Consider the following 13,484-nt stretch of genomic DNA (forward strand, 5'->3'; position numbering starts at 1 on the left):
CAATAAATAGTCGTTGCATATTCCGGCGGGGTGCCCGCCGGATTATGCCCGCAAAACGGACTTTTCCTGATGGCTACTTTCTTTCAGTTGCTGGTGTCGGGTCTGGCAACAGGCTCGATCTATGCCCTTGTGGCAATCGGCTTTACGTTGCTCTGGCAGGCTTCGCAGACGATCAATTTCGCGCAGGGCGAATTTGTCATGCTGCCCGCATTTTTTGTGCTGGCAGGCACGCAGATTTTAGGTCTCAGCTTTCCGGTTGCCATTTTGCTGGCGCTGGTGCTGACGCTGCTGTTTCTGGGCTATGGCTTCAAGCGTATCATTATTGATCCGTTGCTGCCGCATGGCGTGTTGCCGATTGTTATTGCGACAATCGCGCTGGGCATTTTGCTGAAAGAAGGCGTCAAACAATTCTATACGGCGGAAGCCATGCCGTTTCCGGCGCTGTTTACCGACCGCACGCTGAATGTTTTCGGTGCGGCGATCTCGGTGCAGGATATTGCGGTTCTGGTGATCTCGCTCGGCACTGTGGCGCTGCTGCAATTCTTCCTCAATGGCACCAAGACGGGGCGCTGTATGCAGGCAACAGCGCAAAACCCGCAGGTAGCGGAAATTCTCGGTGTGCCGGTTAAGCGCATGATCTTCTATACATTTTTAATCAATGGCGCGCTGGCTTTGCTGGCCTCTATTCTGATCTCACCGATCTATCTGGCGAAATTCTCCAATGGTGAGACGCTGGGGCTGATCGCTTTTATCGCGGCGATTGTCGGTGGCTTTAACCAGATTCGTGGTGCCTTGGCCGGTGGCTTGCTGATCGGCGTGATTGATAATCTCTCGGCTGCTTATATTTCCGCATCCTATCGCTCGGCAGTGCCGCTGATCCTGCTGATTGTGATTATTCTCGTGCGCCCGCAGGGGCTGCTCGGCAAGGCGGAAGGACGCACAATATGAGCCTTCGCAAAATACTCCTTCTGCTGGCAGGACTGGCAATTCTGATCGCTTTGCCATTCTCGCAAACCAATTACGGCCTGCTGGTGTTGTCCTCATGGCTGATCTATTCCATTGCTGCCATGGGGCTTAACCTGACGCTCGGCTATGCAGGGCAGATTTCGCTGGCGCAGGCCGGATTTATGGCGCTGGGTGCCTATATTGTGGCGCTGATGACCATGGCCGGTATCGCATGGCCATTCGCGCTGATTGCGGCAATGCTGCTGTGCTTTGTGCTCGGTCTTCTGCTCGGTTATCCGGCTTTGCGGGTTCAGCATCATTTTCTGGCTTTCGTCACGCTGGCTTTCAATGCGCTGGTTATCCTCGTGCTGCGCAATGAAGAATGGCTGACAGGCGGGACATACGGCCTGACTGGCATTCCGCGTCCGGAAATTTTCGGCATGAAAACCATGATGGCCACGCCGTTTTATTATTTCGTGCTTGGCCTGTTTGTGCTGATGGCACTGGCGCTTTACGGCATTATCCGCTCTCCTTGGGGGCGGGCATTTAAAGGCCTGCGTGAGAACCCGATCCGCGCCAATAGTCTGGGCGTTGATGTCCGCAAAATGACCCTGTTGGCCTTTGCTATCGGTGCTGCTTATGGCGGTCTTGCGGGCGGTCTGATTGCGCAGCTCACCCAATATATCGAGCCGCATTCTTTCGGTCTGCCGATCTCGCTTAAAATCCTGCTGATGGTGATTGTCGGCGGTGCTGGCTTCTTCTTCGGGCCGGTATTAGGAGCTTTCCTCATCGTGCTGGCACCGGAATTCCTGCGCTTTACCGAGGGCTATTATCTGATGCTCTATGCGGTGCTGGTGATTGTGCTCATGGTGTTCTGCCCGACAGGACTTTTGGGACTGGCAGAGCGCGCTAAAAATGCACTCAAGCAGCGCCGTAATCCGCAGGCAACGGCATGGACGACAAAAGCTGCGCTCGATAGCAACGGGGAGAAAAACCAATGAATCCGGTTCTTTCCGTGCGTAATTTGAGCAAGAATTTTGGCGGTGTAACCGCTGTGGATGATGTGTCCTTTGAGGTGTATGAAGGGGAAATCCTCGGCCTGATCGGGCCGAATGGCAGTGGCAAATCTACTTTGTTCAACTGCATTCTCGGGCAATTGCCTGCCACAAATGGCACGGTGCTGGTGGACGGGCAGGATGTTGCAGGCAAACGCCCTAGCGACCTCAATAGGCTCGGCGTCGGCCGCACTTTCCAGATGTTGCAGGTGTTTCCGGATATGAGCGTGCTGGATAATATCATCCTGGCTGGTCAGGAGCATAAAGGCTCGATGCTGTCGCGTTTGTTCGGTCGTCCGGATGCCGGTTTGACTGAGGAAGCGAAGACGATGATCGAGTTCTTCCGTCTCACACATCAGACCCATGAAAAAGCAGGTTCGCTGTCTTACGGGCAGCAGAAATTGCTCGACGCGGCTATGGCCTTTATGGCGGGACCGAAGCTGGTGATGCTGGATGAACCCGCAGGCGGGGTTAATCTCACTATGCTGGCCGACCTCAAAGAGCGCCTCAAGGCGTTTAACCGTGAGCGCGGCGCGACCTTTGTGGTGATCGAGCATAATATGGAATTTGTCATGTCGCTCTGCACGCGCATTATTGTGCTGGCAAACGGGCGTATCATTGCCGAAGGCGATCCGGAAACTGTGCGTAATAATCCGGACGTCATTGAAGCCTATCTGGGAGGCTGAGCCATGCTGGAACTGAAAGAGGTCTTTGGCGGTTACGGCAAAATGACCATTCTCAACGGTACGTCTTTCCGCATTGAAAAAGGCACGATCACCACTGTGATCGGCCCTAACGGTGCGGGTAAGTCTACGGTTTTTAAAGCGATTTTCGGCCTTCTAAATATCCGCTCAGGGCAAGTTCTGCTCAACGGCAAGGATGTGACAGGACAGGCGCCTGCAAAAATGCTGGCGCATGGCGTGAGCTATGTCCCGCAGGGGCGCAATCTGTTTCCGATGTTGTCGGTGAAACATAATCTGGAGATCGGCGGTATTTCCGCGCCGGATCAGAGCAGGGTTGCACGGCGGATTGATGAGGTGATGGAGCAATTCCCGATCCTCAAAGAGAAAGCCAATCAGCAAGCGATTACGCTCTCCGGTGGGCAGCAGAAGCAGCTGGAAATTGCCCGCGCATTGCTGCTTGATCCGAAACTGATCCTGATTGATGAACCGTCCATCGGCTTGTCACCGCAAATGGTGAGCGAGACATTCCGCACGCTGATCCGCCTGCGCGATGAGGGTGTGACCGTGCTGATGGTTGAGCAGAATGCCAAGGCGGCACTGGCGATGTCTGACTATGGTCTGGTGCTGGAACAGGGGCAGACTCGGATACACGACAAGGCAGATGCGCTGCTGGCTGATCCGCGTGTCGGGCAGTTATTTCTCGGTGCCAGCCTCGAAGAGGCGTAGGGAAAAGAGCCTCGAAAAGGCGTAAATTAAACAATTCCTCAAAGAAGTTTAAATAAGAACAGCCCCGCAAGTTTCCTCATGCGGGGCTGTTCTGTTTCTGGTTGTTCTCAGGCTGATTTCAGCAGATCGCCATGCGGATCGATGACGAATTTCTTCGCAGCGCCCTGATCGAAACTTTCATAGCCTTTTGGCGCATCATCCAGCGAGATCAGTTGAGCATTGACGATTTCCGCAATATTCAGCCGGTCGTAGAGAATGGCCTGCATCAGCTGGCGGTTATATTTCAGCACTGGTGTCTGGCCGGTGTGGAAGCTCTGTGCTTTTGCCCAGCCAAGGCCAAAGCGCAGAGACAGGCTGCCGACTTTGGCGGCTTTGTCCACAGCGCCCGGGTCTTCAGTCACATAAAGCCCCGGAATACCGATATTGCCTGCTGCACGGGTGATCTCCATCATCTGATTGAGAACAATGGCCGGTTGCTCGCCGCCTGCATGGCCGCGCGCTTCAAAGCCTACAGCGTCAATCGCACTGTCCACTTCATTGCTGCCGGTAATATCAGCAATCAGATCGCCGAGACGGTCGGAAGCCGAAAGATCAACCGGCTCAAAACCGACTTTTTTGGCATGGGCAAGGCGTTCTTTGTTGAAGTCGCCGATCATCACAACAGCCGCGCCGAGAATACGGGCAGAGGCGGCAGCCGCCAGACCGACAGGGCCTGCACCGGCCACATAAACGATAGAGCCAACGCCGACACCGGCTTTAACCGCGCCGTGGAAGCCGGTTGGCAGAATATCGGAAAGCATGGTCAGATCGCGGATTTTGGCCAGCGCACGGTCGCGATCCGGAATTTTCAGCAGGTTAAAATCGGCATAGGGAATCGTGACATATTTGGCCTGACCACCGATCCAGCCGCCCATATCCACATAACCATAGGCACCGCCTGCGCGCGACGGATTAACGGTGAGGCACACGCCGGTATCCTGCGCACGGCAGGTGCGGCAGCGGCCGCAGGCAACGTTGAACGGAACGGAGACGATATCGCCGATCTCCAGCATTTCAACATCCGCGCCTTTTTCAATCACTTCACCGGTGATTTCATGACCGAGAACAAGGCCGGCTTCCGCTGTGGTGCGGCCGCGCACCATGTGCTGATCAGAGCCGCAAATATTGGTGGTAATAACTTTCAGGATAACGGCATGTTCGATTTTACGTCCCGTCGGATCGGCAAAAACCGGATCTGCAATATTCTGTACTTCAACCTGCCCCGGACCCGTATAGACGACACCACGGTTGCTGCTCATGGATTTTCCTCCCAGATAAATCACCAGATGAATGAGATGCGTAAAAGTTGGATTGAAGATCACTGCAATGCTGACCAGAGCATAGGCCAAGTTTGGCGAGATATCGTTCTGGACGCGACATCTGGTGTAGTGAATGGGCAGGCTGATATTTTGGGTTCAGGCAAGTGTCCGCTCATGGTGAAAGCTGCGGCTGTCCTGCGGTGCCTGTTCGCGGCTGTTCAATCCGTAATCACGGGTAATATCGGCCACCCGCAGCCGGTAATCGGCAAAACACCGCTGCGCCCTGCAGCTTGCGCCGAGCGATGCATGAAGCTTGAGCGCCAGCTTTTCACGGCTTCTTCATCACGGAAAAAGGAGAGGGAGAGAATTTTCTCCGGATCAGTCAGGCTCTGAAAACGCTCAACGGAGATAAATCCGTCAATTTTTTGCAGTTCTTCTTTCAGGCTTGCAGCAATATCCAGATAGGTGTTTTTCTGTCCTTTAGTTGGGTGGACTTCAAAAATAACAGCGATCATGGGGAGACTCCTAGTTCGTTTCTGAGCAGGCAAATACCCCATTGAGTTGCATCAATGCTTCGGTTATCATCGAACTATGAAAGATGGTCCTGTTATAGCTTCTGTCGCTGCATTGATCGGCGATCCCGCCCGCGCAAATATCCTCACGGCGCTGATGGATGGCCGTGCTTTGACGGTCAGTGAATTGGCAGGCGTGGCCGGTGTCACCGTGCAAACAGCCAGCGGACATCTCACCAAGTTGAGTGACGCCGGTTTGCTCACAGCAGAAAAACAGGGGCGCCATCGTTATTTTCGTCTCTCGGGTGCGGATGTGGCGCAGGTGCTTGAAGCCCTTATGGGGCTGGCACAACGCACGGGTGCGGTGCGGGTGCGCACAGGCCCAAAAGATGCAGCGTTGCGGGAAGCGCGGATTTGCTACGATCATCTGGCGGGTGAGGCGGGTGTCACGCTGTTCACCGGCCTGACGGCGCGTAATTATCTCGAACACTTAGAGCAGGATGCACTTCAGCTGACTTCGGAGGGGCGGGAGTTTTTCAGTGGATTAGGGCTTGAGCTGAAGCCGCTGGAAAGCAAACGCCGTCCGCTTTGTCTGCATTGTCTGGACTGGAGTGAGCGTCGCCATCATCTCGGCGGTGCGCTGGGTGCAGCAGTGCTGGATATGATGCTGGAGCGCAACTGGCTGCGCCGCGAGCAGGGGCGTGCACTCTATTTTACGGCGCAGGGGCGGCAGGAATTTGATCGCCGCTTTAGCTGTCAGTAGTTGTTATCACGCTATATCTGGTAAAATTTACGCGATTTTCACGAATAGTCTTTTCAAAAAGTCATATCCGTGTTACCAGCCGCTGCCAATTCAATTGAAACGATAAGAGTCGTTGCACCCTCTGCTCCCACAGGGTGTTTTACCTGTTTAAAGGAATTGGCCATGGCGAAAATTGTTGAATCATCCACCGGCGCATATGCGCTGACTTTTGATGATGTCCTGCTGCAACCCGGTCATTCCGAGGTTATGCCTGGTCAGGTCGATCTGCGCACCACTATTGCTGAAGGTATTGAACTGAACCTGCCGCTGCTCTCCGCAGCGATGGATACAGTGACTGAGTCCCGCTTGGCGATTGCTATGGCGCAGGCTGGCGGTATCGGCGTTATTCACCGCAATCTGACACCGGAATTGCAGGCAGAAGCTGTTCTGCGCGTTAAGAAATTCGAATCCGGCATGGTTGTAAACCCTGTCACTATCGGCCCGGACGCAACATTGGCTGATGCACAGGCGCTGATGCGCATGCATGGTATTTCCGGTATTCCGGTTGTTGAAAATGCGGGCAAAGGCCCGGGTCGTCTGGTCGGTATTCTGACCAACCGCGATGTGCGTTTTGCTTCTGACCCTGCACAGAAAATCTACGAGCTGATGACCCGTGAAAATCTGGTCACTGTGCGCGAAAACGTTAATCAGGAAGAAGCCAAGCGCCTTCTGCACCAACACCGCATTGAAAAACTGCTGGTTGTTGATGCGCAGGGTCGTTGCACTGGTCTGATCACTGTTAAGGATATGGAAAAGTCGCAGCTCAACCCGAATGCCGCTAAAGATGTGCAGGGTCGTCTGCGTGCTGCTGCTGCAACTTCCGTTGGCGATGATGGTTTTGAACGGGCGGAACGTCTGATCGAAGCCGGTGTTGACCTTCTGGTAGTTGATACTGCCCATGGTCACTCACAGCGTGTTCTGGATGCGGTTACCCGCATGAAGAAACTGTCTTCCGATGTGCGTATCCTTGCCGGTAACGTAGCAACCGGTGCGGCAACACAGGCTCTGATTGATGCCGGTGCCGATGCGGTTAAAGTCGGTATCGGACCTGGCTCGATCTGCACCACACGTATTGTTGCAGGTGTTGGTGTACCGCAGCTTTCCGCGATTATGGGTGCTGTTGAAGTGGCTCAGAAGGCCGGTATTCCGGTTATCGCTGACGGCGGTATCAAATTCTCCGGTGATTTCGCCAAGGCATTGGCTGCCGGTGCATCGGCTGCTATGGCCGGTTCGCTGCTGGCCGGTACAGAAGAAAGCCCGGGTGAAGTTTATCTGCATCAGGGACGTTCTTATAAATCTTACCGCGGTATGGGTTCCGTTGGTGCGATGGCACGCGGTTCCGCTGACCGTTACTTCCAGGCGGAAGTGCGTGATGAGCTGAAACTGGTGCCGGAAGGTATTGAAGGTCAGGTTGCCTATAAAGGCCCTGTTGCCAATATCCTGCATCAGCTGGCTGGTGGTCTGCGTGCTTCTATGGGTTATGTCGGTGCCAAAACTCTGCCGGAATTCCGTGAGAAGGCAACATTTGTCCGCATTACCAATGCGGGTCTGCGCGAAAGCCATTCGCACGGCGTGACCATCACCCGTGAAAGCCCGAACTATCCGGGTAGCGTATAAGACGAATAAAAAAGGCCGGTTTAACCGGCCTTTTTTTATTGCTTGGGGAGTTGGGTGATTTCATTGTCTGAAAGCAACAATGGTTGTGCTGCTTGTCTGGTCAGTTCGGCCAGTGCGTTAAAGTCAGCTAAGCGCAGGCTGTGTTTGCGCCAGAACAGACCGACCTGACGTCTCGGGCAATTATCTGAGAATGGTACAATGCGGATGCGCTTATGAGGAACTTCGGAACGAATGGCGATTTCCGGTATCAGCGTCAGTCCCATATCATTGCTGACCATTTGCAACAGCGTTGCCATGCTGGTCGCACCGAAATTCACTAAAGTGCGTTCGCGTGGAAGTGCGCAGACCTCAAGTGCCTGATCGCGCAGACAATGCCCTTCTTCAAGTAGCAGCAGTTTTTCCAATGCCGCATTGCCCTGTGTGAGTGGTGAGGGCAGCACATCATTATTATTGCTGGAAGTGGCAATCAGAAACCGGTCATCAAACAAGTGTTTACCCGTCAGATAGGGATCATGCACCGGCATAGCGGCAATCACCGCATCCAGTTCACCATTGCGCAATTCTTCCAGCAGCTTGTCGGTCAGTGCCTCGCGCAGTTCTAGCGTCAGTGCCGGATATTGCTGTTTCAGCGCCTGAATAAGATCCGGCAGCAAATAGGGGGCAATGGTTGGGATGATGCCAAGCCGCAGCCGTGATTGTAAAATGCCGCTTTTCTGCTCGGTCAGTTCTTCCAGCGCACGGATTTCCTGTAAAATCACTTTAATGCGCGGCCAGAGCGTGTGGCCGAGTTCTGTGAGCAGAACCGATTTATTGGCGCGCTCAAAGAGCGGGCTTCCGGCGAGATTTTCCATTTCTGCAATCTGTGCGGATAAAGCGGGTTGCGAAACAAAGACTGTTTCGGCGGCTTTGCGAAAATGCAGATGGGTGGCGAGCGCATCGAAATAGCGCATTTGCTTGACTGTAAACATGATAAGAAAATCCTATCAATAACTACAGGAAATTCAATTGGAAATTATGGTTAGAATAGTTCTATTCTGTAGAAAGAGCATGAGAATGCAATTTCAATCCTGATCGGTATACATCGTTAAGCGATTGAAATTGAGTATTTAATACATGTTTTGACTGGTGCGGAATGCCTGAGGGTGGTTCTGTGCCCGTCATAATCTTGTCATGCAGATTTTTTTATAATGGCTCAAAACAGAGCCAATCATACAAGGGAGAGCTAAAAATGGCCGATCGTCCGATTATGACCACAAGTGCGGGTTCACCGATTCCGGATAACCAGAATTCCCTGACAGCAGGCGAGCGCGGTCCTGTCCTGATGACTGACTACCAGCTCATTGAAAAGCTGGCACACCAGAACCGTGAGCGCATTCCTGAGCGTGCGGTTCATGCCAAGGGCTGGGGTGCCCATGGTACACTGACTATCACCGGTGATATTTCCAAATATACCAAAGCGAAAGCCTTGCAGCCGGGTGCGAAGACCCCGATGATTGCGCGCTTCTCCACAGTTGCCGGTGAAGCCGGTGCGGCCGATGCCGAGCGCGATGTGCGCGGTTTTGCATTGAAATTCTACACCGAAGAAGGCAACTGGGATCTGGTTGGCAATAATACGCCGGTCTTCTTCGTGCGTGATCCGGTGAAATTCCCGGACTTCATCCACACCCAGAAGCGTCATCCGAAAACCAATATGCGCTCCGCCACAGCGATGTGGGATTTCTGGTCATTGTCGCCGGAAAGTCTGCATCAAGTGACAATCCTGATGTCTGACCGTGGTCTGCCGACGGATGTGCGCCACATCAATGGTTATGGCTCGCATACTTATTCGTTCTGGAATGATGCCGGTGAGCGCTATTGGGTGAAATTCCACTTCAAGACCATGCAGGGGCACCAGCACTGGACGAATGCGGAAGCCGAAAAAGTTGTCGGCCAGACCCGTGAATCCACACAGGCTGACCTGTTTGGTGCGATTGAAAAGGGTGAATTCCCGCGCTGGAAAGTGCAGGTTCAGATCATGCCTGAACTCGATGCCGATAAAACACCTTATAACCCGTTTGATCTGACCAAGGTCTGGCCGCATGCGGATTATCCGGTGATGGATATCGGTATTATGGAGCTGAACCGTAACGCTGATAATTATTTTGCGGAAATCGAACAGGCTGCTTTCTCGCCATCGAATATCGTGCCGGGTATCGGCTATTCGCCGGATAAGATGCTGCAGGCACGCGTATTCTCCTATGCGGATGCGCATCGCCATCGTCTTGGCACCCATTATGAGCAAATTCCGGTCAATAAGCCTGCCTGTCCGGTGCATCACTATCACCGCGATGGCCAGATGAATACTTATGGCGGGATCGCAACGGGAAATTCCGATGCTTATTATGAGCCGAATTCATTCAATGGTCCGGTTGAGCAGCCATCGGCGAAAGAACCGCCGCTGAAAATTTCCGGTAACGTTGATCGTTACAATCATCGTATCGGCAATGATGATTATTCGCAGCCGCGAGCACTGTTTAACCTGTTTGATGCAGGTCAGAAGAGTCGTCTGTTCTCGAATATTGCTGCGGCTATGGGCGGAGTTCCGGGCTTTATCATTGAGCGTCAGCTTGGCCATTTCAAACTGATCCATCCGGATTATGAAGCTGGTGTCCGTGCGGCCCTCAAGGAAGCGCATGGCTATGAAGCCAATACGATTTCCAATGAGGAAAAGCAGACTGCTGCTGAATAAGTGGTAGGAACGCAATATAAAAAAGCCGGAGCAGTGATGCTCCGGTTTTTTCTTTTGTTCAGGTCGTTTCACTTTGGCGTATTTTAAGCTATGCGGTGAGAACATATGAACAAGATAAAGACAGGAAAGCGGTAAAGATGCGTTTGGGCGGACGGTTGCAGGCAGCGATAGAAGTGCTGGAAGATATTGAACGCCAGAGCCGTGCTGCTTCCGATGCGCTGAAAGACTGGGGTGCAGCGCACCGCTTTGCCGGAGCCGGCGACCGCGCTGTGATCGGCAATATTGTCTATGACGTTCTGCGCCGTAAATTGTCATTCGGCTGGCAGATGGATGCGCAGGATGCCCGCTCACTGGTTTATGCCTCTGTCCTGAGCGATCCAGATATGGGGGCGGAGTGGCTGGAGGCTAATCTGGCCGGTGATAAATTTGCTCCAAAGCCGCTTGAAGCGGAGCGCTTGCAGGCTTGGGAAAGTCGTGATCTGAGTGATGCGCCGGATTATATTCGCGCCGATATTGCCGAGAGCTGGGTGCCAGAATTTTCAGCCTTGTTTGGTGATAATTGGGTTGAGCAGGCTGCTGAGCTTGCCACTCGTCCACCGGTTGATCTGCGGGTCAATACGCTGAAAACCAATCGCGACAAGGTGCTGACCGCGCTGGAAGGTCTGAAAAATGCCGGTGCAGAAGCTGCGCCTTTTCTGCCGGAAGCGGTGCGTATTCCGCCTTTGCGTGCGCTTGGCCGTCATCCGAATGTACAGACCGAGCAGGCTTTTCTTGATGGCTGGTATGAGGTGCAGGATTTAGGCTCGCAGCTTGCCGCGAAACTGGTTGGTGCGCAGCCCGGTCAGCAGGTGATGGATTATTGCGCCGGTGCCGGTGGTAAAACGCTGGCTCTGGCCGCAGCCATGCAGAATAAAGGGCAGATTCATGCCTATGATGCCGAGCGCTCGCGCCTTAATCCGATTCATGATCGCCTGAGCCGCGCCGGTGTGCGTAATACACAGGTACATAACCGGCCGGAAAATCTGGAGCCTTATAAAGGTCAGATGGATATTGTGCTGACCGATGCGCCATGCACCGGTTCCGGCACATGGCGTCGCCGTCCGGATGCAAAATGGCGCCTGACCGATGTGCAGCTTGAGCGCCGCGTTGCCGATCAGCACGAGGTGCTTGAAGCGGCCAAACATTATGTGAAGCCGGGTGGTCGTCTGGTCTATGTGACCTGTTCGCTGTTTGCTTCAGAGAATAACCGGCAGGTCGCCCGTTTTCTCTCGGAAAACTCCGAATACAAGGCACTGCCGATGGCGGAGCTGTGGAGCGGCATCACCGATCAGGCGCAGCCGCATTATCCAGATTTCGGTGCCGTGTTCTCGCCGCTTTCCACGGATACAGACGGCTTCTATATTGCTGTTTTGCAAAATCAGGCTGTCTGAGTATCGGGTATTATTCTTATCCGGATCGTAATATTGAAAAAATACGGGCTTTTTCTCCATTAAAGCTGGTATTTTTTTCTGTTTGCGCTATTAGCTGGGCTTGAATAGCAGTATCCGATATAAATATATGTCTATAAGGATATATCCTGTTTTCGGTCGTATATGGGCATGCTTTGTACGAACCGGTGGTTGGAATAGGTTCTGAAGACTGTTATGGAGATGCCATAAAACTGACATTCAGTGTATAAGACTGAGGGATATTATGGCAGTACCGAGAATAGCAGAACCGGATTTCAAAGAACGGGTTGAGCAGAGTTTTGCACGTCAGGCGGCGATGAAGCTGATCGGCGCACAACTCACACGCTGCGAACCGGGTGTGGTTGAAGTGGAGCTGCCGTTTCGTGCCGATCTGACCCAGCAGCATGGATTCTTGCATGCGGGAATTGTGTCAACGGCTCTCGATGCGGTCTGCGCCTATTCGGCACTGACAATGATGCCGGCGGATGCCGCAGTGCTGACCATCGAGTTCAAGGTCAATCTGCTGGCGCCCGGTAAAGGCGACCATTTTCTGTTCCGCGGGAATGTAACCAAGCAGGGACGTACGATTATGGTCAGCGACGGTCAGGCATTTGCCGTCGGTGAGACTGAAGTGAAATTGGTAGCCACGATGACAGCGACGCTGATGGTGGTGAAAGATCGTGAAGATTTGCAGGACTAGGTTATCCTCTGAATACCTGTCCTGAGTGTGCTGTTTACGGAAGCGCTTCTGTAAACAGCTTTTTGATTTGAACCTCGCGCGGATTTATCCCAAAGCTCCGCGCAAGTCCGAATAAAAGGGTGTGCCGCAATCATCTGTATTGACGGCCTCAGGTGTTAGAATGACCAAGATTATGTCCGCGCCGGTACAGGGTGCTTCAGAAGATGCGATGTCGATGCTGCAATATGTGCATGATTTCGGCGGCAAAAAAGTTCTGTTTGTTATGGCGTCCCCTTCGGAATACGGCCCGCATTTGCAGGCTATGTTCAAGCCGCTGATTACCGGTATCGGCCCTGTTGAAGCGGCTGTCGTGGTTTCTGCGGTTCTGGCCGATCTTTCCATGCGCGGTGCCCTGCCTGATCTGGTGGTGTCGCTTGGTTCTGCCGGTTCTGCCAAGCTGGTGCAGACCGAGATTTATCAGGCGGTCAATGTCGGCTACCGCGATATGGATGCCTCGGCTCTCGGCTATGCCAAAGGTCAGACACCATCTGCTGATTTCCCGATCATTATTCCGTTGCCATATCATATTCCGGGTATTGCCAGCGCGTCCTTGTCCACAGGTGCAAATATCGTCACCGGTTCTGCCTATAATGATATTGATGCGGATATGGTGGATATGGAGAGCTTTGCGATCCTGCGTACCTGTCAGCGTTTTGCTGTGCCGCTGATCGGTTTGCGCGGTATTTCCGATGGTGATGAGGCGGTGAAGCAGGTGTCTGACTGGACACGCTATCTGCACATCATTGATGAAAAACTGGCACAGGCCGTGCGCTTGCTGGAAGCGGCAATGTTGCAGAGCACATTGGTCAAAACAACCGGCCATCCTGATCCGGGTCTTTACAAGGCTGATCTTGAGCGTACAGTGCCGCTGACGGTAAAATCCGGCGACTGATCTTATCTCCACTGTTTGTACCCTAATATATTGTCGCGG

General features: G+C 53.2%; 12 protein-coding genes and 1 pseudogene. 10 read left to right on the top strand and 3 right to left on the bottom strand.

Translation table 11 applies throughout. The features are described 5' to 3' along the window. Positions 1–69: 69 nt before the first annotated feature. From KHQ09_RS05555 to KHQ09_RS05570, 4 genes are read left to right on the top strand one after another with little or no spacing between them, the layout of a single operon-like run. On the top strand, positions 70–948 hold the full coding sequence (locus KHQ09_RS05555; protein WP_213596896.1) for a branched-chain amino acid ABC transporter permease: 879 nt from the start codon (positions 70–72) through the stop codon (positions 946–948). Then, positions 945–1,946 (top strand): branched-chain amino acid ABC transporter permease, encoded by a 1,002-nt coding sequence (locus KHQ09_RS05560; RefSeq protein ID WP_213596898.1) that lies wholly within the window; start codon positions 945–947, stop codon positions 1,944–1,946. Before KHQ09_RS05555 ends, KHQ09_RS05560 begins: the two co-directional genes overlap by 4 nt. Continuing rightward, a complete protein-coding gene (locus KHQ09_RS05565) occupies positions 1,943–2,686 on the top strand; it encodes an ABC transporter ATP-binding protein (protein WP_213596900.1) in 744 nt (247 codons plus the stop codon). Before KHQ09_RS05560 ends, KHQ09_RS05565 begins: the two co-directional genes overlap by 4 nt. A gap of 3 nt (positions 2,687–2,689) precedes the next feature. Beyond that, on the top strand, positions 2,690–3,409 hold the full coding sequence (locus tag KHQ09_RS05570) for an ABC transporter ATP-binding protein (protein WP_213596902.1): 720 nt from the start codon (positions 2,690–2,692) through the stop codon (positions 3,407–3,409). A gap of 107 nt (positions 3,410–3,516) precedes the next feature. Here KHQ09_RS05570 and fdhA read toward each other — a convergent pair whose 3' ends face one another. Together fdhA and KHQ09_RS05580 are read right to left on the bottom strand one after the other, a co-directional pair. Next, positions 3,517–4,707 (bottom strand): formaldehyde dehydrogenase, glutathione-independent, encoded by a 1,191-nt coding sequence (gene fdhA / locus KHQ09_RS05575; protein ID WP_075654791.1) that lies wholly within the window; start codon positions 4,705–4,707, stop codon positions 3,517–3,519. A 156-nt stretch (positions 4,708–4,863) separates the two neighbouring features. Further along, positions 4,864–5,222, bottom strand: a pseudogene (locus KHQ09_RS05580) (antibiotic biosynthesis monooxygenase family protein). A 76-nt stretch (positions 5,223–5,298) separates the two neighbouring features. Here KHQ09_RS05580 and KHQ09_RS05585 point away from each other — a divergent pair. Beyond that, complete coding sequence (locus tag KHQ09_RS05585; RefSeq protein WP_213596904.1) at positions 5,299–5,982, top strand: ArsR/SmtB family transcription factor; 684 nt, start codon at positions 5,299–5,301, stop codon at positions 5,980–5,982. A gap of 162 nt (positions 5,983–6,144) precedes the next feature. Then, positions 6,145–7,638 carry an IMP dehydrogenase gene (gene guaB, locus KHQ09_RS05590; RefSeq protein WP_213596906.1) on the top strand — a complete coding sequence of 498 codons (1,494 nt, stop codon included), beginning with the start codon at positions 6,145–6,147 and terminating at the stop codon, positions 7,636–7,638. A gap of 35 nt (positions 7,639–7,673) precedes the next feature. Here guaB and KHQ09_RS05595 read toward each other — a convergent pair whose 3' ends face one another. Then, positions 7,674–8,606, bottom strand: a complete 933-nt coding sequence (locus KHQ09_RS05595) for a hydrogen peroxide-inducible genes activator (RefSeq protein WP_213596908.1) — start codon at positions 8,604–8,606, stop codon at positions 7,674–7,676. Between the two features lie 260 nt (positions 8,607–8,866). On the opposite strand from KHQ09_RS05595, the gene katA reads away from it, so the two are divergent. The 4 genes from katA to KHQ09_RS05615 all read left to right on the top strand — a co-directional run bounded on the left by katA (position 8,867) and on the right by KHQ09_RS05615 (position 13,445). Beyond that, entirely contained in the window at positions 8,867–10,366 is a 1,500-nt protein-coding gene (gene katA, locus KHQ09_RS05600) for a catalase KatA (RefSeq protein ID WP_213596910.1), read from the top strand. 137 nt (positions 10,367–10,503) lie between these two features. Next, positions 10,504–11,796, top strand: coding sequence for an RsmB/NOP family class I SAM-dependent RNA methyltransferase (locus tag KHQ09_RS05605; protein WP_213596912.1), 1,293 nt, complete (start codon positions 10,504–10,506; stop codon positions 11,794–11,796). A 262-nt stretch (positions 11,797–12,058) separates the two neighbouring features. After that, entirely contained in the window at positions 12,059–12,514 is a 456-nt protein-coding gene (locus KHQ09_RS05610; RefSeq protein ID WP_213596914.1) for a PaaI family thioesterase, read from the top strand. Between the two features lie 214 nt (positions 12,515–12,728). After that, entirely contained in the window at positions 12,729–13,445 is a 717-nt protein-coding gene (locus tag KHQ09_RS05615; protein ID WP_083646896.1) for a 5'-methylthioadenosine/S-adenosylhomocysteine nucleosidase, read from the top strand. Positions 13,446–13,484: the final 39 nt, after the last annotated feature.

The organism is Pseudochrobactrum algeriensis, from assembly GCF_018436245.1.
GTDB classification, from domain to species: domain Bacteria; phylum Pseudomonadota; class Alphaproteobacteria; order Rhizobiales; family Rhizobiaceae; genus Pseudochrobactrum; species Pseudochrobactrum saccharolyticum.